Source organism: uncultured Methanobrevibacter sp. (assembly GCF_902769175.1).
Taxonomy (GTDB): domain Archaea; phylum Methanobacteriota; class Methanobacteria; order Methanobacteriales; family Methanobacteriaceae; genus Methanobrevibacter.
In genome coordinates this window covers 15,441-37,822 of the sequence record NZ_CACXNW010000009.1, presented here as the reverse complement: position 1 = coordinate 37,822, position 22,382 = coordinate 15,441, and the positions used below count along the sequence as shown (strand labels likewise).

Annotated in this window: 19 protein-coding genes and 1 pseudogene; 9 read left to right on the top strand and 11 right to left on the bottom strand. The window is 30.6% G+C overall.

Annotated elements, in window-relative coordinates; all coding sequences use genetic code 11:
• Nucleotides 1–92: 92 nt before the first annotated feature.
• Nucleotides 93–1,136: an NAD(P)-dependent glycerol-1-phosphate dehydrogenase gene (locus tag QZV12_RS04350; RefSeq protein WP_295617773.1), complete on the bottom strand. Its 1,044-nt coding sequence runs from the start codon at nucleotides 1,134–1,136 to the stop codon at nucleotides 93–95.
• Nucleotides 1,137–1,600: 464 nt separating this feature from the next.
• Between QZV12_RS04350 and proS the strand changes: the two genes are divergently transcribed.
• The 3 genes from proS to thiD all read left to right on the top strand — a co-directional run bounded on the left by proS (nucleotide 1,601) and on the right by thiD (nucleotide 4,745).
• Entirely contained in the window at nucleotides 1,601–3,007 is a 1,407-nt protein-coding gene (gene proS / locus QZV12_RS04345; RefSeq protein WP_295617771.1) for a proline--tRNA ligase, read from the top strand.
• Nucleotides 3,008–3,157: 150 nt separating this feature from the next.
• On the top strand, nucleotides 3,158–3,865 hold the full coding sequence (cofC, locus tag QZV12_RS04340) for a 2-phospho-L-lactate guanylyltransferase (protein ID WP_295617768.1): 708 nt from the start codon (nucleotides 3,158–3,160) through the stop codon (nucleotides 3,863–3,865).
• Between the two features lie 88 nt (nucleotides 3,866–3,953).
• Nucleotides 3,954–4,745, top strand: a complete 792-nt coding sequence (gene thiD, locus QZV12_RS04335; RefSeq protein WP_295617765.1) for a bifunctional hydroxymethylpyrimidine kinase/phosphomethylpyrimidine kinase — start codon at nucleotides 3,954–3,956, stop codon at nucleotides 4,743–4,745.
• Between the two features lie 272 nt (nucleotides 4,746–5,017).
• On the opposite strand, the gene QZV12_RS04330 is transcribed toward thiD, so the two are convergent.
• The 4 genes from QZV12_RS04330 to QZV12_RS04315 all read right to left on the bottom strand — a co-directional run bounded on the left by QZV12_RS04330 (nucleotide 5,018) and on the right by QZV12_RS04315 (nucleotide 9,065).
• Complete coding sequence (locus QZV12_RS04330; protein ID WP_295617762.1) at nucleotides 5,018–5,770, bottom strand: ABC transporter ATP-binding protein; 753 nt, start codon at nucleotides 5,768–5,770, stop codon at nucleotides 5,018–5,020.
• Between the two features lie 95 nt (nucleotides 5,771–5,865).
• Nucleotides 5,866–6,609 (bottom strand): ABC transporter permease, encoded by a 744-nt coding sequence (locus tag QZV12_RS04325; protein WP_295617759.1) that lies wholly within the window; start codon nucleotides 6,607–6,609, stop codon nucleotides 5,866–5,868.
• 431 nt (nucleotides 6,610–7,040) lie between these two features.
• Nucleotides 7,041–7,982, bottom strand: a complete 942-nt coding sequence (locus tag QZV12_RS04320) for an ABC transporter substrate-binding protein (RefSeq protein WP_295617756.1) — start codon at nucleotides 7,980–7,982, stop codon at nucleotides 7,041–7,043.
• Between the two features lie 699 nt (nucleotides 7,983–8,681).
• Nucleotides 8,682–9,065 carry a transposase gene (locus QZV12_RS04315; protein ID WP_295617754.1) on the bottom strand — a complete coding sequence of 128 codons (384 nt, stop codon included), beginning with the start codon at nucleotides 9,063–9,065 and terminating at the stop codon, nucleotides 8,682–8,684.
• Nucleotides 9,066–9,283: 218 nt separating this feature from the next.
• On the opposite strand from QZV12_RS04315, the gene QZV12_RS04310 reads away from it, so the two are divergent.
• The 5 genes and pseudogenes from QZV12_RS04310 (at nucleotide 9,284) to QZV12_RS04290 (ending at nucleotide 13,032) form a co-directional block, all read left to right on the top strand.
• The gene (locus QZV12_RS04310; RefSeq protein WP_295617751.1) at nucleotides 9,284–10,468 is read left to right on the top strand and encodes a coenzyme F420-0:L-glutamate ligase; all 1,185 of its coding nucleotides are present in this window, start codon (nucleotides 9,284–9,286) and stop codon (nucleotides 10,466–10,468) included.
• Between the two features lie 631 nt (nucleotides 10,469–11,099).
• Nucleotides 11,100–12,032 (top strand): annotated as a pseudogene (gene pyk, locus QZV12_RS04305) (pyruvate kinase); the annotation flags it as partial.
• A gap of 39 nt (nucleotides 12,033–12,071) precedes the next feature.
• Nucleotides 12,072–12,482: a pyruvate kinase alpha/beta domain-containing protein gene (locus QZV12_RS04300; RefSeq protein WP_295617848.1), complete on the top strand. Its 411-nt coding sequence runs from the start codon at nucleotides 12,072–12,074 to the stop codon at nucleotides 12,480–12,482.
• A gap of 135 nt (nucleotides 12,483–12,617) precedes the next feature.
• On the top strand, nucleotides 12,618–12,833 hold the full coding sequence (locus tag QZV12_RS04295) for a hypothetical protein (RefSeq protein WP_295617748.1): 216 nt from the start codon (nucleotides 12,618–12,620) through the stop codon (nucleotides 12,831–12,833).
• Nucleotides 12,814–13,032, top strand: coding sequence for a hypothetical protein (locus QZV12_RS04290; protein WP_295617745.1), 219 nt, complete (start codon nucleotides 12,814–12,816; stop codon nucleotides 13,030–13,032). Before QZV12_RS04295 ends, QZV12_RS04290 begins: the two co-directional genes overlap by 20 nt.
• A gap of 261 nt (nucleotides 13,033–13,293) precedes the next feature.
• Here QZV12_RS04290 and QZV12_RS04285 read toward each other — a convergent pair whose 3' ends face one another.
• The 6 genes from QZV12_RS04285 to QZV12_RS04260 form a co-directional block, all read right to left on the bottom strand.
• Complete coding sequence (locus QZV12_RS04285; protein WP_295617742.1) at nucleotides 13,294–14,313, bottom strand: adenylosuccinate synthetase; 1,020 nt, start codon at nucleotides 14,311–14,313, stop codon at nucleotides 13,294–13,296.
• A 489-nt stretch (nucleotides 14,314–14,802) separates the two neighbouring features.
• Nucleotides 14,803–15,345, bottom strand: coding sequence for a hypothetical protein (locus QZV12_RS04280; protein WP_295617739.1), 543 nt, complete (start codon nucleotides 15,343–15,345; stop codon nucleotides 14,803–14,805).
• Between the two features lie 94 nt (nucleotides 15,346–15,439).
• Nucleotides 15,440–16,126 (bottom strand): hypothetical protein, encoded by a 687-nt coding sequence (locus QZV12_RS04275; RefSeq protein ID WP_295617736.1) that lies wholly within the window; start codon nucleotides 16,124–16,126, stop codon nucleotides 15,440–15,442.
• Nucleotides 16,127–16,305: 179 nt separating this feature from the next.
• Nucleotides 16,306–16,926, bottom strand: coding sequence for a DUF6891 domain-containing protein (locus tag QZV12_RS04270; protein ID WP_295617733.1), 621 nt, complete (start codon nucleotides 16,924–16,926; stop codon nucleotides 16,306–16,308).
• 113 nt (nucleotides 16,927–17,039) lie between these two features.
• Nucleotides 17,040–17,720 (bottom strand): DUF6882 domain-containing protein, encoded by a 681-nt coding sequence (locus tag QZV12_RS04265; RefSeq protein WP_295617730.1) that lies wholly within the window; start codon nucleotides 17,718–17,720, stop codon nucleotides 17,040–17,042.
• Between the two features lie 97 nt (nucleotides 17,721–17,817).
• Nucleotides 17,818–19,050, bottom strand: coding sequence for an LL-diaminopimelate aminotransferase (locus tag QZV12_RS04260; protein WP_295617727.1), 1,233 nt, complete (start codon nucleotides 19,048–19,050; stop codon nucleotides 17,818–17,820).
• Nucleotides 19,051–19,573: 523 nt separating this feature from the next.
• On the opposite strand from QZV12_RS04260, the gene QZV12_RS04255 reads away from it, so the two are divergent.
• Nucleotides 19,574–21,874 carry a hypothetical protein gene (locus QZV12_RS04255; RefSeq protein ID WP_295617724.1) on the top strand — a complete coding sequence of 767 codons (2,301 nt, stop codon included), beginning with the start codon at nucleotides 19,574–19,576 and terminating at the stop codon, nucleotides 21,872–21,874.
• The last annotated feature ends 508 nt before the right edge of the window (nucleotides 21,875–22,382 follow it).

The following is a 22,382-nucleotide window of genomic DNA, read 5'->3' as shown; positions in this document are numbered from 1 at the left end:
TATGAAAAATTATAAACAAAAATTTTCAAAAAAAATTAATGAAATTCAAGAGACAAATAAAATGCTTATTTTTCCATACTATATCAAATCAATTAAATAACTTCAGTCTTTTTAGCTAACTTAATAGCTGCATCTCTTGTAAGGCCATTATCTCCCAAGATTGTATATCTTTCAGGTCTAATTGTATGAGCTATTGTCAATGCCTCAATAATCTCATCATCATCAATACCTAATTCTGAAGCAGTTGTTGCAGCACCAATGGTTTTTAATATATTTTGAATGGATTTCCAATTTCCACCATGCAAATGCATCATCATAATGGCACCTACACCACATTGCTCACCATGCAATGCAGGATTTTTAGCTATCTTATCCAATGCATGACTGAATAAGTGTTCAGAACCGCTTGCAGGTCTACTGGAACCTGCAATGCTTATTGCCATACCACTGCTGAATAATGATTTAACTACAATGCGTGCACTTTCTTCAAGACCTTCTTTAATGCTTCCAGAAGAGTTTATAATGAGCTTTGCAGTCATTTCAGATAAGGCAGATGCAGATTCACTGTAAGATTCATTTCTTAATCTGTAAGCCAATTTCCAATCTTTTATCGCAGTATAATTAGAGACAATATCTGCACAGCCAGAGGCAATTAATCTAAAAGGAGATGAATTGATAATGCCGGTATCTGCTACAACAGCCATTGGAGAATTTGCATTTTTAGAAACGGACCCTTCTTTATTTTTTATTGATGCCATTGGAGATGCAATACCATCGTGAGAAGCAGTTGTTGGAACTGAAATGAAGTAATTGTGTGCATTGGTTGAAGCAAGCTTTGCAACATCAATAATTGTACCTCCCCCAACACCTAAGACTACAGAAGCATTAGCTATCTTCTCCTGTACAAGTTCAACAGATGCCATTGAAGCATCCTTGATCTTTACTACATCAACTCCAAAATCTGATTTTTCCAAAGCTTCCACAGTTTGCTTCCCTGCCACATCAAATGTATGGGAACCAGATACAACAAGAGCTTCATCAAATAAACGTAAATTTTTACATATTTCTCCTATGTCATCAAGAACATTAGGTCCAATATGCACTTCTCTTGGCATTTGAATTGTTTTAGAATCCATATTATCTCCTTAAAAATTAAATTTGACATATAATTTGAATCTGTAATATTCTTTAAATTCTTTAGCATGTTAATTAAATATTAATTTAATATATGTTTTCTATAAATTAAATAAGTTTTGATTTATAAATCTTTAAAAAGAAATTGATAGACTTATTTATATTTGATTTAAAATTCTTCAAAAGCAAATTGATAAGACACTATTTGATTTAAAAAAAGAATTTAGAAAAATAAAATCATGCAAATAAGAGCAAATTCAAATTCAAAAGATAAAAAAGGGATTTTATAAAAATGTTTAAACTAAAAAACTATATAATTAATTAAAAACATATTAATAATATTATTAACTAATATATGAGTTAATAATTAAATTTATCTAAAATTTATAAATTTATATTAAATTAAATTATTGAATATTAGTTATTTTTCAAAATTAGACTTATTATTTTATTATTAGGTGATAATGTGGAAAATTTTAGTGAATGGTTCCATGATATTTTAGAAAATGCAGAGATAACAGACTCAAGATATCCTATAAAAGGAATGGCAGTATGGCTTCCTTACGGATTTCAAATAAGAAGAGCTACTTTAAACATATTTAGAGACTTGATGGATAAGGAACATGATGAAACCCTATATCCTTTGCTTATCCCTGAAGCTGAACTTGCAAAAGAGGGAATTCATGTAAAAGGATTTGAAGATGAGGTATACTGGGTAACTCATGGTGGACAAACTGAGCTAAATGAAAAGTTAGCTATCAGGCCAACCAGTGAAACCGCTATGTATCCAATGTTTTCCTTATGGGTAAGATCACATATTGACTTGCCAATCAAGCAGTACCAAGTAGTGAATACATTCAGATACGAAACCAAACATACAAGACCTCTCATCAGAGTAAGGGAGATCACAACTTTTGCAGAGGCACACACTGTCCATTCAAGCGCTGAAGAGGTAGCTGCACAAGTTGAAACTGGAATTGAACTTTATAAAAAGTTCTTTGATGGACTTGGAATAGCTTACTTACTTAGCAAAAGGCCTGTTTGGGACAAATTCCCTGGAGCTGAATACACAATGGCATTTGATACAATCATGCCAGATGGAAAAACCCTCCAAATAGGAACAGTTCATAACTTAGGCCAAACCTTTGCAAAAACCTTTGAAATCACTTTTGAAAACAAGGAAGGAAATCACGAATATGCTTATCAGACATGTTATGGAATTTCCGACAGGGTAATTGCAGCAGCAATTGCAGCTCATGGAGATGAAAAAGGTCTCCAATTGCCTCCAGAAATCTCACCAAAACAAATCACAATAATCCCTATCATATTTAAGGATGGGGGAGAAGAAGTGATGGCTAAATGTAATGAGATCAAGGATGCATTGGAAGCTAAAGGAATAAGAGTCCAAATGGATACCAGAGACATTAGGCCAGGAAAGAAATTCTTTGATTGGGAATTGAAAGGAACCCCACTTAGATTTGAATTAGGACCAAGAGACTTGAATAACAATGTAGCAATCCTTGGAAGAAGAGACACAGGTGAAAAGATTGAAATCAGCTTAGATGATGATGTAGCTGAAAAAGTGGACTCATTATTGATTGAAGTTGAAGAAAACCTAAAAGCCAATGCCTGGAAAAAACAAGAGGAAAAAATAGTTACTGTAGAAAGTCTTGACAATGTTTCTGAACTTGTTGATGAAGGAAAAGTTATCAAATTCTACTGGTGTGGAGAAGAAGACTGTGGGAAGGCAATCGAAGAGGAAACCGAGGTAGATATCCTTGGTATCAATGAAGAAGACATTGAAACCGACGAGGTCTGCCCACATTGTGGCAAGCCAGCTAAACATCTTGCACTAATGGCAAAAACTTATTAACAAGCTTTTTGAGCCTATGGCTCAAAAACCTTGACCAAAATCTTTTCACTCTCCGTTTAGGTTCAAAAACAAATAAACAAATTTTAGAAAAATTAAGAATTTAAACATAAAAATCAATCATAACTTTATAAAATTTTAAGAGGAATGTAAATGGATAAAATATATGCAATAATTCCTGTAAACCAATTTGCACATGCTAAAACCAGATTATCTCCTTTTTTATCACCTGAAGAAAGAGAAAATCTCCTAAAAGCCATGTTAAAAGATATAACAGACACATTAAAGCCTATTGTAGATAAAATAGTTATAATAAGTAAAGATGATGATGTTTTAGCATATGCTGAAGAATTAGGACTTACTACAATTATTGAGGAAGACCACAAGCTTTCTAAAGTTTCAAAGGATGGCAATGAAAATGCATTAAACAAAGCATTGAAACAAGCTATGAAATGGTCAAGAAAGAAAACCAGAAAAGTCATCATTTTACCATCTGACATTCCATTAATAGGCAAAACCAATGTTAAGCTTCTCATTGATCAAGCTAAAAATCTTGATTTCATCATTGTCCCTTCAAAAGGAGGAGGAACAAATACATTGATTATAAAACCATTGTCAATTGATATGAAATTCGGAGGATTCAGCTTTAAAAAGCATATTGAAGACGCTGAAAGGAAGAAATTAGCTCCATTGGTTCATGATTCATTCTATATGGCATTGGATGTCAATACAACTGAAGACCTTGGAGAAATCATGCTTCATGGAAATGGAACTGAAACTAAAAAATATTTGGAATCACTTGGAATCAAAGTGGAATCCTGCCATGGCCATGAAAGGCTTAAGGTTACAAGAGATGAATAAACTGTTTGATTATAGATTATAGAATTTGAAGAAGAATAATCCTTTTTCACAAATAAATAAAAAAAAAAAAGATAATTAATGTGATATTATGATAGGACTATCAATTGCAGGTTTTGACCCTTCAGGAGGAGCGGGAATAAGCACTGACATCAAGACAATGGCTGCACATGGAGTTCATGCATGTGCTGCAGTTACTGCACTTACTGCACAAAATCCTAAAAAAGTGTTTTCCGTTGAACCTGTAAGCACTACCTATATCTCAGAGCAGATTGATTCTATTTTTGATGAGTACACCATCAAATACTCAAAGACAGGACTATTATACTCAAAGAAAATCATCCAACTTGTAAGCAAAAAGGTGGAAGAATATGATTTAAGCATAGTTGTTGATCCAGTGATGGTAGCTAGTGCAGGGGATGCACTTGCAAAGATGGAAATAGCTGATGCATTGAAAAAATATCTTCTTAAGAAAACACTTCTTGTTACTCCAAACGTTTCAGAAGCTGAAAAGCTATCTGGATTAACAATCAATGATGCCGATGATGCAAAGGAAGCAGCTTATGAGATTGGTAAATACTGTAATGTGATGATTACAGGAGGGCATCTCAACGGAACAAACATCATTTACAATAAGGAAAAGGATGAACTTATTACATTGCATCAAGATTTAATCAAAACAGACAATTTGCATGGAACCGGTTGCAGCTTATCTGCTGCAATTTGTGCAAATCTTATTTTGCTAAAGAATGAAAATAAAAACAGTAAAGATGAGGACAATTTAAAAATAGCTATTGAAAAGTCTACCAAATTCATTTATGAATCCGTTAAAAATGGTAGATACGGCACTTTAAATCCTAATTTCAATTCAAAAACATTATAAAATTAAAAATAGCAATCTCTTTTTTTAGAATTAAATAGCTTAAACTTTTTTTAAAAAATAATGACACAAATCTTTTAAAGAATAAATAGTTTAAACTTTTTTTAAAAAATAATAACTAAAATCTTTTTTAAAGAATTAAAGAAAAATAAAAAAAGAATTATCACTATAAAAGTGATAAGTTTTGTATCAAGATTCAAACTAAAGTTTAAAAACCAATTATAATTAAGATTCCCAAACTCCTAAAAGTTTTTCAACTAAAAAACCAATTATAATTAAGGTTCCCAAACTCCTAAAAGTTTTTCAACCTCATCTTGGAAATTTAAAAACTCTCTTGATTCCCTTTGTCTTGGACGTTCAAGAGGAACTTCCACAACATCTTTTATTCTGCCTGGCCTTTTATCCATCACTACAATCTTATCAGCTAAATAAACAGCTTCGTCAACATCGTGAGTGACAAAAAGAATTGTTGTGTTAAACCTTTTCCAAACACCAATCAATTGCTCTTGCAAGCTATGCCTATTTAACATGTCAACTGCAGAAAATGGCTCATCCATTAGCAAAACAGGAGTGTGGTTTAATAAGGAACGAATAATAGCCACTCTTTGTTTCATACCACCGGAAAGCTCATGAGGATAACTGTATTTGAAATCAGCTAATCCCACTCTTTCCAAATATCTTTCTGCAGCAGCAAGATTTTCCTCTTTACTGTTCTCTCCAGATAAATTCAAACCAAACATTACATTATCCAAAACATTTAGCCAAGGGAATAGGGAATATTGCTGGAAAATAAATCCTCTTTCTCTTGAAGGGCCTTCTACAAGTTCGCCTCTATCATAAATCTCACCGCTGTCAGCAGTTTCCAAACCAGCAACCATTCTTAAAAGGGTTGTCTTTCCACAACCAGATGGCCCTAAAAGACAAATCAATTCACCATCGTCAACATGGAGATTTACATCCTTTAATGCGGTAAATTCCTTATCTTTTGTTGTAAATGATTTAGATATGTTCTTAATATCAATTGCCAATATAACACCTTCGATATATAAAATTAATCGAATAATACATTCATAATATAAACATTATCTTGAATATCTAACTTAATTAAATATTCTTTTCCAAATTACCAGAAAATCTTAGACTGTACCTTTCTAAATGCTACGTCAAATAAGATTCCAATAATACCTATGATTACCATACCAACTACCATAGTACCTGGATCGAATAGTTGACTTGCAGTCAAGATCATGTATCCTAAACCTTTGCTTGAAGCAATCATTTCAGCAGATACAGTACACATCAATGCAATACTTACACCTACCTTAAGACCAGATACAATATATGGAAGAGCTGATGGCAATACGACTTTATATAAAATGTCCCAATTATTTGCACCTAAAGTATGGGCTGCTTCAATCAAGACCTTATCAGTTCTTTTTACACCATCAATGGTGTAAACCAATACTGAGAATACACAACCGATAAAGATTACGAATACAGCTGAAGGCAATCCTATACCAAACCATAAAATGGAGAATGGAATCCAAGCGATAGGTGGAATAGGTCTTAAAATACTGATTACCAATGAAGTGAATTCATCTAAGGTTTCATACCAACCTAAAATGATACCTAAAGGAATAGCTACAACAGCTGCTAAAATGATACCGGAGAATACTTTAGTTAAGGTACTGATGGTGTGATCCAATAATTTTCCATTTGCCACCAATTTTAATGCAGCATTGCATACATCCAATGGACTAGGCAAGATATAATAAGGAACTAAATTCAAGCCATCAGTAATTAAATACCATACTATAATAAGTAAAATAGGTAAAATAAATGGTAAAACTCTTCTATCTATATTCACATTATCACTAGCTATAATTATTTAATTTTTAATGAAATTTAACTGTATTTTTAAAACTATTGATTAAAATACTCTTAAATCCCTAAACTATATAATATTATTATATTATTAAAACATAATATATAAACTTTCTAATTATATTCATTTTAAGCAAAGTAGGGTAAAATATTAAATCGCTTAAACAATGAATAAAGAAAATTGATGCTAAAATAAGCAAAAAACAATAAAAATACAATAAACTAATAAAATTTATAAAATTTATGAAATTATGAAATATATGAAATTATGAAATTTATGAAATTAATACAAATTAATGATTAATAAAATTTAATGATTAATAAAATAATAAATAATAAAAATGAATAAAAAAATAAAAAATAGGATTAGTAGTTTAAAACTACTAATTGAAATTTAACATAATTTAAGACTGCTTAAACTTTAGCAAAAATCTTATCTTCACTAATAGGTTCTTTCAATAATCCTAAATCTACACCAAGTTGCATGAAGTCCATTACATTTTGTTTGTAGTCTGCATCTAATCCAGAAACAAATTCAGTGTCTTCAATGATACTTGCTTGCAAGTCCTTATCTGGTACAATGTCTTCAGGTAATAAAGCTGCTGCTTCTTTAGGGTTTTCATTAGTGAATTTTGTAGCATTTTCGTGAATTGCTAAGATCTTCTTAAGGTCTTCAGGATGTTTGTCAATGAAGTCTTGTCTTGCTGCAACTACACAACATGGGTGTCCTGGGATGATTTCAGAAGTGTTTTCGAGCAATTTTCCATATCCCTTTTTAACAGCAATAGAGGAGAATGGTTCCCAACAAATCATAGCATCAATTTGACCAGCTTTTAATGCGTCAGTCATTTGAGCTGCTTTCATTGAAACAAGCTCTACATCTTTTACATCTACACCAGATTGGTTAAGGCCATAGGTAATGATCATGTTTTGAATGGTAGCTGCACCAGGGGTACCTACTTTTTTGCCTTTTAAGTCTGCAAGTGAGTTAATTCCAGAGTTGGTTCCAACAACCACTCCACTACCTTCAATTTGAGCACCAGATACTACTTTTACTGGAACTCCTTTTTCAATGGAAGACAATACAGGAGTAATTCCTACATAACCAACATCTACATCTCCACTTGCCATAGCAGTCATTAAGTCTCCACCATTGTTAAATTGAACAGTTTCAACTTTAAGTCCTTGAGCCTCATACTGTTTTTGAGCTTCTGCAACATACATTGCAGTGTCGTGATCAGATGGCAAGTGACCGATAGTTATGGTGTCATCACTTGAACCTAATGCAAAGTAAGCTCCAACAGCAACAATAGCTACAATAATAATAGCAATAATCGCAAGAATTTTTTTATCCATAAAAATCACTTTAATTTTTCAAATTAAACTAAAAGTATCTTTCATATATTCTAAAAGCGTAGCTTTAGTTTTTTATGTCTCCTTAAAGCTTTGATTTTAGTTTATATAATTAAATCTTTAAGAAATAAGTTGTTTTTTTTTATAAACTATTTTTTAATAATTTAGAAAAAACTAATAAGAAAAAATAAAGGTTTAATTCTTTAAATTAAAAAGGTATTTATCAATAAAAATAAAGGTTTAATTCTTAAATTAAAAATGTATTTATCAATTAGTCTTTATGGATTAATAAAATATAATTTAAAAACTTATTACTTATATTAAAGATTGTGAAACAACATATATAATGTTTTTCATTAAATAAAGGAATGATAGATTAATAGTACAAAAATCAACTATAAAATTAGAAAATTGATATTATTTAAAGGATTTTAAACGAGTTAAATTAAATAATCAAGACAGAAAATCATTTAAATTTAAAATTAGATTTATTCAATTAAAATCAGAACAATATAAAAGATTTAACCTAGTTAAAACTAAAAATATAACAATTGTTAAAACACCAATATGATTACATGAATGTACCATCAAGGTTACAAAAACAAGAAAATAAGCAACAATAAACTAACAAATTCAAAAATTGAAAAATTCAAAAATTAATAAAATCGTTTATAAAAAGAACAAAAATCCAATATGAAAAAATTATTCTTCTATATCAAAGAATTCAGCATTGTTTAATAGCTTATCCCTAAACAGTTTAGATATTCTTGAAATACATTGCCTGCTGTAATTAAGCTCTTCAGATAATTGGGTTGTGGTTTTCTTATCCAAATTAAATAGAATATACAACATCACATTAAGAGAAATTTTGCTTTTATGGAAGATTGTTCCTGAAAAGTTATTGAAATTGGTTCCACAATCTTTGCAAGCATATCTGCGAGTTCTGCCTTGACTTCCCCTATTATTGATATTATATGACTTGCATTTGGGACAATAAACCCCATTGACCCAACGCATGCTTCTAAAGAATGCCATAGCTACCTGATCATCAGGAATTTCAATGTTGGGATCAATAATACCTTTCATGGATAAGTGTATAATTTACTAAATATATAAAATTTTTCAATAAAAATCATTTTCTAAAAGAACTAATAAAAAACTTAACCTGTATAAATGATTTATTGGAATTCCATTCACTTAAAACCCTAAAAATCTTAACATATAAATAATGGAATAAATATAAATTATATAGGTTGTTGGATTAATGGTCCAACAAATTTATCTGTTTATCAGGAGTTATAAAAATGAGATGTGTTGGTACAGTAGTACGTGGAATAAGAACACCGATTATTAAAGAAAATGATGACTTGGCTACCATAGTTGTAGATGCATTAATGGCAGCAAAAGAAAGTGAAGGATTTGAATTTAAAGATAAGGATATCGTTGCAATTACCGAAGCAGTTGTAGGTATTTCAGAAGGAAACTATGTAACTGTAGATGATGTGGCACAAGATGTGCAAAACAAATTCCCATCTAAAAACATTGGAGTTACAAACCCTATTTTAAGTAGAAACAGATTCTCCATTATCTTAAAAGGTATTGCAAGAGGAATGGACAAAATCACTCTTTTAACCTCTTTCCCTGCAGACGAAGTTGGAAACGGTATTTTAGATGAAGAGCTTTTAGAAAAAAGCGAATACAATTTAGGAAGCGTAATCTCTGAAGAAGAGTACAAAGAGACTTTCGGCTCATGGAAACATCCATTCACCGGAATAAATATGATTGACTTTTACAGAGAATTGATTGAAAGCGAAGACTGTGAAGTTGAATTTGTCTTCTCCAATGAAGTAAAAACAATTCTCGATTACAATACGGATGTTTTAACCTGTGATATCCATACAAGAGAAAAAACCACAAAATTCCTTAAGGAAGAAGGTGCAAATGTATATGGATTACACCAAATTTTAACAGAACCTATTGGAGATTCTGGATGCAACCCTGATTTCGGATTACTTGGTTCCAATAAAGCAACCGAAGAAAGATTAAAATTATTCCCAAAAACCGGCGATGCTTTAGTTCACGAAGTTCAAAAAAGATTGATTGACCTTACCGGAAAACAAATTGAAGTTATGGTTTACGGTGACGGTGCATTCAAAGACCCTGTCGGAAAGATTTGGGAATTAGCTGATCCTGTTGTTTCACCAGCACATACTGAAGGATTAGTAGGATATCCAAACGAAATCAAATTAAAATATGTTTCTGACAATAAATTCGCTGACTTAAAAGGAGACGAATTAAAAGAAGCTATTAAAGAAGAAATCAGACAAAAAGATGCTGATTTAACTGGACAAATGATTACTGAAGGAACCACTCCAAGAGTATTGACTGACTTAATCGGTTCATTATGTGACTTAACCAGTGGTTCTGGGGACAAAGGTACTCCTGTAGTCTTTATCCAAGGATACTTCGATAATTTAGCAAACGAGTAAATATCGAACCCCTTTTTCTTTTTTTATTTTTTTAGAATTTAAAACTTGCAAACTATTTTTTCTTTTTTGAATAATAAAACAATATTTAATGCAAAACTATTATTTTTCTTTTTTGAATAATAAAACAATATTTAATGCAAAACTATTATTTTCTTTTTTGAATAATAAAACAATATTTAATGCAAAACTATTATTTTTCTTTTTTGAATAATAAAACAATATTTAATGCAAATCTACTATTTTCCTTTTTTTGAATAATAAAACAATATTTAATGCAAATCTACTATTTTTCTTTTTTGATTATTAAAACAATATTTAATGCAAATCTATTTTTATATTTAATTATTTAGTCACAATCCCCCCTTGAAAATAATAAAAAGCAGAGCCTTTTTTAAAAAAAAAATATTAAATCTAATTTTATTTGATTTAAATTTCCTTAGGAAAATATCATTTTATTAAAAATTAAATCAACAAATTTATAATATTAAATACCATACCTATAATTATATCAACCCATTATATTCAATTATTAATCAATTTTAAATCAATTATTAATCAGAGTATAAACAAACAGCAAAACAATTTTATTCTATTACTTTTGGAGATTTAATATGAAAAAAACAAAGATTATTGCAACATTGGTCCAGCATCCAATTCTGTTGAAGTAATGACTGAAATGGTTAATAATGGCATGGATTGTGCACGAATTAATCTAAGCCATGCTACAGAAAAGGACATATTAAAAACAATAGAAGTTATCAGAAAGGTCCGCAAAATATGCAATCGACCTATAGCAATCATGTATGACACTAAAGGCCCAGAATTTAGAACATTGGAATTCGAATCTGGAGGAGTATCTCTCAGTAAGGGAAATACAATTAAGATGAGCAAGACTTGCATTCATGGCAATGAAAAGGAATTCGGAGTAAACCACAGCGAAGCGATAGACTTTATAGAAGTGGGAAGCAAGGTGCTTATAGACAATGCATTGTTTGAATTGGAAGTCACTGAAAAACAGGAGGATTATGTTACATTAAATGCTTTAGGTGATGGGAAGATTCAAAACCATAAGACAATTAACGTTCCTGGAGTTGACTTGAACTTAGACTTTATAAGTGAAGTGGATGAAAAGGACATCTCCTTTGCAGCAATGCATTCATGTGACTATTTGGCATTATCCTTTGTAACTTCAAAGGAAGATGTGATTGCCGCTCGCAAAATAATCGAGGAATCTGGTGGAGATGCATAAATCATTTCAAAAATCGAAAGCCAAAAGGGGATTGAAAACATAGATGAGATAATCGATGTCTCAGATGGAATTATGGTGGCTCGAGGAGACTTGGGAGTGGAAGTTCCTATGGAAAAATTGCCAATGCTTCAAAAGGGAATAATCAAAAAATGCCGTGAAAAGGGCAAATTTGCAATTGTTTCTACAGAAATGCTTGCTTCAATGTATGAAAATCCAAGGCCAACAAGAGCTGAAGTTTCAGATGTTGCAAATGCAATATTAGATGGAACCGATTGCGTTATGCTATCTGGAGAAACAACTGTTGGAAAGCACCCTATAGAATCAGTTGAAATAATTAGCAGAATATGCAAATATGTGGAATCAACAATTGACTATACAAAGCATACTGCATATAAGGGAACAATAGGAATCAGCGACACTATTGCCCGACTGGTTATAGCTGCAGTTGAATACTCTGACATTAAACTGATAGTCGCACCTACCATGACCGGATTTACAGCCCGTAAGATCAGTAACTTTAGGCCTAATCCAATCATATTGGCTTGCTGTCCTTCAAAGCATATTGCAGAGAAGGTCGTTTTAAACTTTGGAGTGAAGGCAGTAATAACAGAAACATTCAAGAGCATGGATGAAATGGGAGAAAACATTAAAAAAATAGTTCTAAAAGAATTTGATTTGAATAAGGGCGATTTAATAGTGATTACTGGAGGATTTCCATTAGGGGAAACAACATCCACCAATTCCATAAGAATTGTAGAAATATGATTTTAAATAAACAATGCATAAAAAAACATCTAAAATTATGAAAAAAATTGATTTTATAAAAAAAATATTAAAAAAACTAAACAATTTATATATTTTAAAAAAAAAATAATATTAGAAAATAAAGGAGGTGAAAATATGGATAAAGTATTTAAGATAATGATTGGAGCAATGTTTGTCATTATCGTCATAGGATGCCTTGGAATGCTTTACGCTCAACCAACACCTACATTCAATGATAATTGTACATATAATCTAATAAAGGAAAAAATTAGTGATTATAATAATGGAGATAGCCTAGACGTTAGCAATAAACAAAGCAATTCCACAACTGTTGCAAGTTCATCCAAATAAAGGTTTTGATTCTAATGATCCTAACATTGAGATAATCGAAAAAGAATACATTCGTGGAGACAGGGATTTACCATTTTACAAAGTCACTTATAGAGATGGGGAATTCCGTCAATTCGATGCTAAAAGTGGTGAACTTATTGGATCTTCATATCAAAGTGACCAAGAAAAATTTGGCATCTATAATGGACAACTAGAATAAAATAATTATTTTTTTACTTAATTTTTTTTAAAATGCTTATATTATTAATTAACTTAACTATTTTTATACATATCTATTTAATTATTTAAATTAAAGGCTTTTTTGAAATCCTATAAAATTTTTTAAAAATCTCTAAAAATAATAATTTTAAAACTATGAAATAAAGTTTAAAAATAGGTTTTCAATAGACCTAAATTAAAAAAATATTAAAAACTAATTTTTAAAAAATGATAAAAAATAATAAAAAAAGGTAAGAAAAGATTATAATAACTCTTTTCTTAAGTCAATAGTGTCCTTTAAGTCAGGACCAGTTGAAATGATAGTTACTGGAACACCAGTTTCCTGTTCTATTTCTGAAATGAAGTCTTTGGTTTCCTGAGACAATTCAGAATAGTCTTGCACAGATGCACAATCAAATAATCTGTCTACACATGTTAAAGCGATTTGAGTGGCTCCATTGATTCTACAGGACTCCTTTGCAAGTTCCATATCAAAGTAGCCTATTCTTCTTCGTCTTCCAGTCACTACACCATACTCTTCAAGACCTTTGCTTTCAACTTCCTCTTGAGTCATTTCTGTTGGGAAAGGACCTTCTCCAACACGGGAAATGTATGATTTGAATACATTGATGACTTCATCCACTTTAGTTGGTCCTACACCAACATCAGCAGCAAATGTAGAAGCTGTAGTGTCTTTGCTTGTTACATATGGATAAGATCCATAATAAAGTGAAAGTGAGAATCCTTGGGAACCTTCAATGAAAATGTCTTCTCCATTCTCAATTGCTTCATTACATGCAAGAGAGACATCACCAATATAATCTTCAATTTCTGGAACATCTTTTGCAAGGCCAACACTTCTTAATACACGGTCAGAATTAGCAGGTCCACATCCAGAACCTGTACTTCCAATCTTTTTAGCCAAATATTCAGAATTCTTATCTCTTGAGATATGTTCTTCAGTAATGATTGCACATCTTGGGTCTACAGTCATTCTGCCTTTAATGTCATATTTTTTCAAGTTTTCAAATTCAGTGAATAAAACGTCAGGATTGACTAAAACTCCTGCACCAATCATGAGCTTAGCGTCCTTATGAACAAAACCAGATGGAGTTAATCTTAAACCATATTTTTCTCCATTGAACTCAACAGAGTGTCCTGCATTTGGTCCAACTCCTGCACGAGCAATGATTTCTGGCTTGTCAGCATCACAAAGGTAGGTAATACATTTTCCTTTACCTTCATCTCCCCAAGCTCCTCCGACTAATATACTACAAGTCATTTAAATCTCCTTTTAAATATTATACATTGTCTTATAGTTAGTTAATAGTTAGTTTAAAGATTTATTTCGATTTTTTTAGTTTTTTTAGTTAGTTGTTAGTTAGTTTTTAAAAATAAAAATGATTTATTTAGGAATTAGTATGAATTAAAGCTTTTAAACTATTTAAAATTTAAATTCATACTTCATTAACCATATATATTTTATTTTTCAACCTTTAAAAATATTATCCTAAAGTGAACATTTTAAAAAATAGGCTAAAAAAGTATAGCAATAGTCCAATGAAGAAAAGAAAAGTGAATAAAAAATTGAATATTATTAAATCAATCCAATAATCATAAAATAGAATAGAAAATAATAGAAATAGAATATTAATAGAATAATAATAGAATATAAATGAAATATAAATGGTATATAAATAGAATTCAAATAGAATACCTATGAATACGAATAGAAATCAAATAGAAATCAAATAGAATCAAAAATGGATTATTAAGCTTCTTCCAATATCTCTAAAAGCTTTTGAAGATAGAGATATCTTTCATATTTGCACGGTTCATTCATTCCTAAAAAGGCATCCAAAACATGTGAATTCATTTGACGCAAAATAGACAATTGAATAATGTTTTTAACATCATCATCTATTTTTCCTTCAATGATAAGCTGTCCAAATCCTGTGGCTATTACAGTATAATCCAAGCTCATCAATTCATCATAAAAGTCCATATCCTGAATGATTTTCAATATATTCTCCATTTCAATTATATCATCATTGAAATCCTCAATTTCAAGATCCCAAGATTCTAAAATCCATAAAAAGCATTCAATAATTGGTGTGTTTGGATTTTCCTCTATCCATCCAGAAAGTTCACAGAATGCAATATATGACTCTTCACATCCAAAAGGAGCTAAATCATCAGAAGTATCCCAAAAGAACTTATAATCAGCTATTTCAACAGCTCTTTTATGAGGTATCTCTCCAAAGAAATAGCTGTTCTTTGTGAAATAGTCATATCCTTTTTCCAATTGTTCCATAAATACACCAATACTCATCAATTCAATTCAATATAATTTAAAAAATCTTAAAAAAAATAATATAATATATTACCCATGAAAAAAAAACATTCATTTATTTTAAAGGAAACTCTTCGCAAAGCATATTCTTATCATACTCTTTATCAGTTCCTTTCTTGTTCCAGTAATCTAAATAATACAATATCCAATTATTGGAAACTCGCTTAATCTCATCATCATCCAATGATTCAAAATCATTGAAGCAGTTGATAAAGTCTCCTCCAACAACAATAGCTATGTCTTCATATTCAAAAGTCAATAAAAAGTCATAACCTTCATTCTTAGTTTGATTATCAATCAAATCATTTTGAGTCTCATCTTCAACCTTTTTATTTCTATTGTCAACCAAAACCAAATTATTGGAGTATTTGTCTTTTATTTCCTTTAAATAGTCAAAATCCTGAAATTTGAATTTAGTAACTCTTTTAGAAAATTCCTGATAGAAATAAGGAAACTTTTCAGTGATATAACTATTGGAATTGATTAAATCATTAAGATAATCTTCATTGAATCTTAAAAAGATTAAATCTTCCTTTTTGTTGTAAAATAGGGATAAATAAATATTTTGACCAAAACGAATAGCTAATTCTCCCCTATATGAATTATCATATATCGGTTGAGAGGACATCTTAAGGTTTTCAAATTCCAAATACAATGAATTTGAATTATTATCCACTTCCAGCCAAGTCCACTTTCCCTGTGAAATCGCTTCTTCAATTATTTCCTTAGATCTATTATTCATAAAATCACTAATTTAATGGCAAATATTAATTGCTTATATTAAAAATAGATTAATCATTTAATAGTTTAAACCTTTAAAATATTTAAATTATTAAAATAATTTAATCCTTTTAAAATAGTTCAATCCTTTTTAAAATAGTTCAATCCTTTAAATAATTTATTAATCCCTTTTTAAAATAGCTAATCACTTTTGTTTAATTCAATATAATCTTCAAGGGCTCCATCCATTGAATACTCATTTCCATCAAAGCTCTTTTTCCAATCAAAGTTTTTGATTTCAATTCTTTCATCAACAGATTCATTCCAATTGATTTCAAAATCATATCCTTTAAGTACTTCAACCACTTCTTTAGCTATCTCAAGCCCTTTTTTCTCATCATATTCAAAATCCCCAAAGGCAATTGGCAATATATTTTCTTCTATTGCAACTTCAATGTCTTCATAGCTGTAAAAGCAGAATCCCTTTGGAGAGTGCTTATTGTTTCTTAAATGTGTAAAGAGTTCAAATGAATCCTGAATTCCCTCTTCTATATCATATCCTGCATTATGAATTGATATGATCTTCCCTTTAGTCAAATCTAAAAAGGCATTCCTTAAACGAGTGAAATCTTGAGAATCTTCATTGATTTCCCCTATCTTTTCCTTATTCTCCAAAAAGAGCTCCAATACCAAATCTTCACTGATATTCTCTTCAATGAATTCATCTTCAATTATCTCTATCATCTCATCCTCATCATAAAAGCCTGATTTGATCAATAACTGAATTTCATAATTGATTTCATCAATTAGTTCCTGATTCATAATTACACCTTTAAAAGATTGAAAACACCAAATCAACTATCATCTACAATAAAAAACTTATTTGATTGAATTAAACAAAAATAAAAAAAGTTAAAGAATAAAAAATTTAAGCATTAAGCTCTGATTACCTTAATACTATGAATGTTTTTTCTTTCAGTCAAACTAACGACTACCTTATCATCACCGATTTTTACAAGTGAAAACTCATCTCTTTCCTTAAATTCATATCCCTTTAAAGCAGCATATGAGCTTAAGGCTTTTCTGTGATTTACTTCAAATCTGCGATGGAAATCATTTAAGATTGTTGCAAATACATCAGGATCATCACTTAAACTAATCTCATCAGATTCAATTGTCACAAAGAAGACGAATCCTCCATAATTAACAGCACAATATGCATCATTGCTGAATAGAGATGATATAGTCATGCTTATGATATGGGCTTCAGTTAAGCTTGCTCTAAATACGTTTTCATAAAACTGTAGAACATTTTGCTTTTCTCCAAATTCCTTAACTGCCTTTGCCTCTTCAATCAATTCTTCAGGAAAACCGATTTCATCATTGTCCCAAGCCCAGGACCATGTATCCTCATCAGGGTCGAGGAATCCAATAAGCTGAATAGGAAATTCCTTTTCATTAAATTTTACAATTCCTTTTTCAATATCCAATTCAGGTTCAGAAATTCCTACAAGGGCGGATAAAGCTTCCTGTTTTTCTAATGCCAATGCACCATATTTTGAGAATAAATCCTGTAAATCATCATTTTCTTCAATTAAAAGAGAATTAACTTCCATTTTCTCACCATAATATAAAATCAAAATAAAATAAAAAAATAATTAAAATATTTAGAAAACGAATAAAAATAATTAATTATCCCTAGATTTTAAAAATCTAGAAGGATAATTTGGAAATTCTGCTCATAGCTTCTTTAGTGTTTTCTAAAGTGTTGAATGCAGTGAGTCTTAAGTAACCTTCACCGCTTGGACCAAATCCAGAACCTGGAGTTCCTACAATGTTTGCTTCTTCTAAAAGAAGGTCAAAGAAGTCCCAAGATTCCATATCATTAGGTGTCTTTACCCAAATGTAAGGAGAGTTGACTCCACCGTAAACATTTAATCCAATATCAGATAAGCTTTCACGAATGATTCTTGCATTTTCCAAGTAATATTCAATGTTTTCCATGATTTCCTTTTGTCCTTCAGGTGAATAAACCGCTTCAGCAGCTTTTTGAACAGGATAGGAAACACCATTGAATTTAGTGGTTTGTCTTCTGTTCCATAATGGGTTGACAGCTTGTTCATTGCCTTGGCTGTCCTTGATTTTAATTTCCTTAGGAACAACAGTGTAAGCGCAACGGGTACCAGTAAATCCTGCAGTTTTTGAAAAGCTTCTAAATTCAATAGCAACTTCTTTAGCACCTTCAATCTCATAGATTGTATGAGGAACATCATCTTCAGTAATGAAAACTTCATAAGCTGCATCGAATAATATGAGAGCATCGTTTTCTTTTGCATATTCAACGAATTTAGCTAATTGGTCTTTGGTTAATGTGGTTCCAGTAGGGTTGTTTGGGAAACAGAGATAAATCAAGTCAACATGTTCAGTTGGAAGCTCTGGAACAAAGTTGTTTTCTTCAGTGCATGGAAGATATACGATGTTTTCATACATTCCATCATCTTTGATATTACCTGATCTTCCAGCCATAACATTTGTGTCAACATATACTGGGTAAACAGGGTCAGTTACTGCAATGACATTGTCTAAAGCAAAGATTTCTTGAATATTACCTGTGTCACATTTTGCACCGTCTGAAATGAACACTTCATCAAGGTCTAAGTCTATGCCATATTTATTGAAGTCATTTTTGATGATTGCTTCTGCCAAGAAATAGTATCCTTGTTCAGGACCGTATCCCATAAATGAGTCAGCTTCAGCCATTTCATCTACAGCATCTTTAAAAGCGTTTATAACTGTAGGGACTAAAGGTTTTGTTACATCACCAATACCCATTTTAATAACATTTTTGTCTGGGTTTTCTGCCATATATTTTTCTGAACGTCTGTTTACTTCTACAAAAAGATAGCTATTTTGCAATAAAAGATAGTTTTCATTAATTTTTACCATGTTTATACCTCAGAAATATTAAATATTGAAATCATTAGTTAAATAAATCTTAAAAAATGGGAATTGATTCCCCATAAGAAACTTAAAATATTAAATATTATTCAGCTTCTTAAATTCATCTTAACAAGGAAAACAATTAATTTAATAATTTATTAATAATTTCTAAACATCTAACACTTAAATATTTATTAGATATATTATATAAAATTGTGGATTTATAATAGAATGATATTTGAAAAAGGAAAAATTTTTTTAAAAAAAATCCATAATGGACTAGTCAAAAACTAATGTATAAATAAAATAAAAAAGATATACATATAATACTATAAGATAATCTTTCATTAACTTAGGTTTGTTTTATAATTGAAAAACAATATTTAAATGCTTCAATGATTGTCTTAAAGTGATTTTTAAGTTTAAATTAATGAATAGGGATTGAAAATCATTTAATCAAAGTTTTATTAAATTATACTTATTATTTCAAAAAACCAATACTAAAATAAAGATTAATTCGGTGAAAAAAATGAAAGAGGTAACATTAATATTACTCTTAATCATAGCAATTATTGGAATAATTTCCATAGTAATTGTTAAGCTATATTACAGAGACAAAGAAAAAGATGACGAAAGAGAGAAATTAGAAGAATTTATCAACAGCACAAAAGCTGATTACGATAATGAAAGACGTAAAAGAACTAGAAGAACAAGCAAAAAACGTCCAGATTACACTCAAGCACAAAATTATGCAAATACTATTGACAGCCAATACAACACTGCAAAAAAAGAAGCTAAAAAAGCCAGAAGCGCTTTAGCTGATGATCTTGTTGAAACTGAAAACGTTGGTGGAACTACTGCATTGCTCAGACAAAGAGCACAAGCTATGGAAAATGCTCCTAAAAGACAAGTAAGAAAAGTCAGAAGAGCTCCAGCTGAAGCAGTTACAACTAAAAAGGTACAAAGAACTCCAGAAAGAGTTAAGACCCAAATGGTTAAAGAGGAAGAGGTTAAGCCATTCCAAGAACCTATTAAACCTGTTCATACTGCAACAATCAACAGTGCAAGAGCTAAAGAGGAACAACCTATAGCTAAACAAGTGCCAATGACTGAAAAGCAAAAGGAATTCATCTCAAAAGATGCAAATAAATTAGTTGTTGAAGATACTGATGGTGGAGTGAAAGTCGTTAAATCAGTGCAACCTTCAGACAGCATTGAAGAATTAAAAGAATCTGCAAAAATCGAAGATTCTACTCCAAAGGTTGAAGAGCAAAGCGAAGTAGTTGAAAAAGCAGAAAAAGAAACTGCTGAATTGATTAAAAAGATTGAAGAAGCTAAAGAAGAAGTGGAAGAAACCATTTCTGCAGATAAAGAAGTTAAAGTAGAAGAAGCTGAAGAAACTGCAGAAGCGGAAGCAGAAGAAACCCCTGCAAAAGAAACAGAAAAAACTGCAGAAGTCAAAGCAGAAGAAACTCCTGCAAAAGAAGCAGAAAAAACTGCAGAAGTCAAAGCAGAAGAAACTCCTGCAAAAGAAGCAGAAAAAACTGCAGAAGTCAAAACAGAAAAACCTAAAGCAGAACCTGCAGAAACTAAAGCCGAAGAAACCCCTGCAAAAGAAACAGAAAAAACTGCAGAAGTCAAAACAGAAAAACCTAAAGCAGAACCTGCAGAAACTAAAACCGAAGAAACTCCTGCAAAAGAAGCAGAAAAAACTGTAGAGGTTAAAGCTGAAGAACCTAAAGCAGAACCTGCAAAAGAGGAAAAATCTGAAACTCCAGATATAGAATCTACAATTGAAAAAATCAAAAAAGCAAGTGCAGAAAAAGAAGAAGCTGCAGAAGAAGAATCTGCAATCATTCCTGAAGTGAAAGCAGAAACTGAATCCAAAGTGGATGAAGCTAAATCAGCTATTGTTGAAGGAGCTTCAAAAGTAAGCGATAAAGTTTCTCAAGTTGCTGAAAAGGTTTACAACGATGACTTGCATTTAATTCTCAACAAAGATAAAAAAGTGGAAGTTGACAACACTCCTGAAAATGACTTTGTCACAATCAATGCAGATACTGAAACCCAATCTACAAGTAATGAACTAATCAACAGCGCTATTAATTCCATCAGAAACTTCAGAAAATCCAATGTTCCTGAAAAGCCGGTTGTTGTGGAAGAAGTTGATGATATAGTTCCTGAAGATTATGCTCAAGAATTAGGAGATGGAATCGAGTATATTGGAGACACAATCACTATAACTCCAATCCACGAAGAAGAAGAACGTGACATGGCATACAATAGGCCAAATAAAGATGTAGACAAAATATACAAGGAAATCAATAAGGAATCCTACAATAAAACAGATGATGAAGAGTTATCTAAAAGCTTTGAAGATGTGACTGATGAAACATCTGAAAAAGATGCAAATGTCTACACCAAAGAGGATTATGAAAAGATTGAGAAAAAAGAGAAAGATAAACAACGCAGAGCTGAAAACACCAAAAAGATTTTAGGATCCAAAGGCATCAGCGAAGAGGAACTCCATAAAAGAGCTGAAGCTAAAGAAAGATCCAAACGTACAAGAAAAGCTGCTGTTGCAGAAAAAGAACCTGTTGAAGAAGGCCAAAAAACACTTATGATGCATAAGGCAAGAAATGATGTTGAAGAAGTTTACATCAATGGAACCTTATTTGAACTTAAAGTTGGCCAAGTTGTAATGTTTGACATTAAAAGTGAAACCTATTCAAGTCAAATATTAAAACTCAAACCAGGTTATATTGGTGTTAAATACAGATCCAAAAAGATTTGGGTTAAATCCAATACTGTTAAAAAGATTTTAAAATAAATTATCAATTAAAATAGTTTTAAACTATTTTAATTTCTTTATTTTTAATTTCTTTTAAAATAAAAGACTGAATAAATTTATTTAATAAAAAAAAATCCGAATTAATCTTTAAATAAATTTATAATCTTTTTCTTTTCTTTTTTTATTTTTTTTATTTCAAAATATCTCTTTTTTTAATATTATATTCTATAGATTTCCTATACTCTCTTTTTTTTTAGTATTTTTTTATTCTTTTAATTTTATCAATCCTAAAATTTTCTTTAATAAACCCTTTTAATCCATCATCATTCTTCAAAAATACAAATAAATAGTTTTTTACATATTATCGATATTTTTAAGCAAATATATCAGATTTAATGATGCAAGCAAGCGCTTACATTCGATTAAGTTTATATACTAACTATTTAATAAATTAAATTAACAGGAAATTTGAAAATTAATTGAAGCTACTTAAAAATGAGGAGGAAAAACATATGATTCCATATGATGTAGTTAACAATGACCCAAA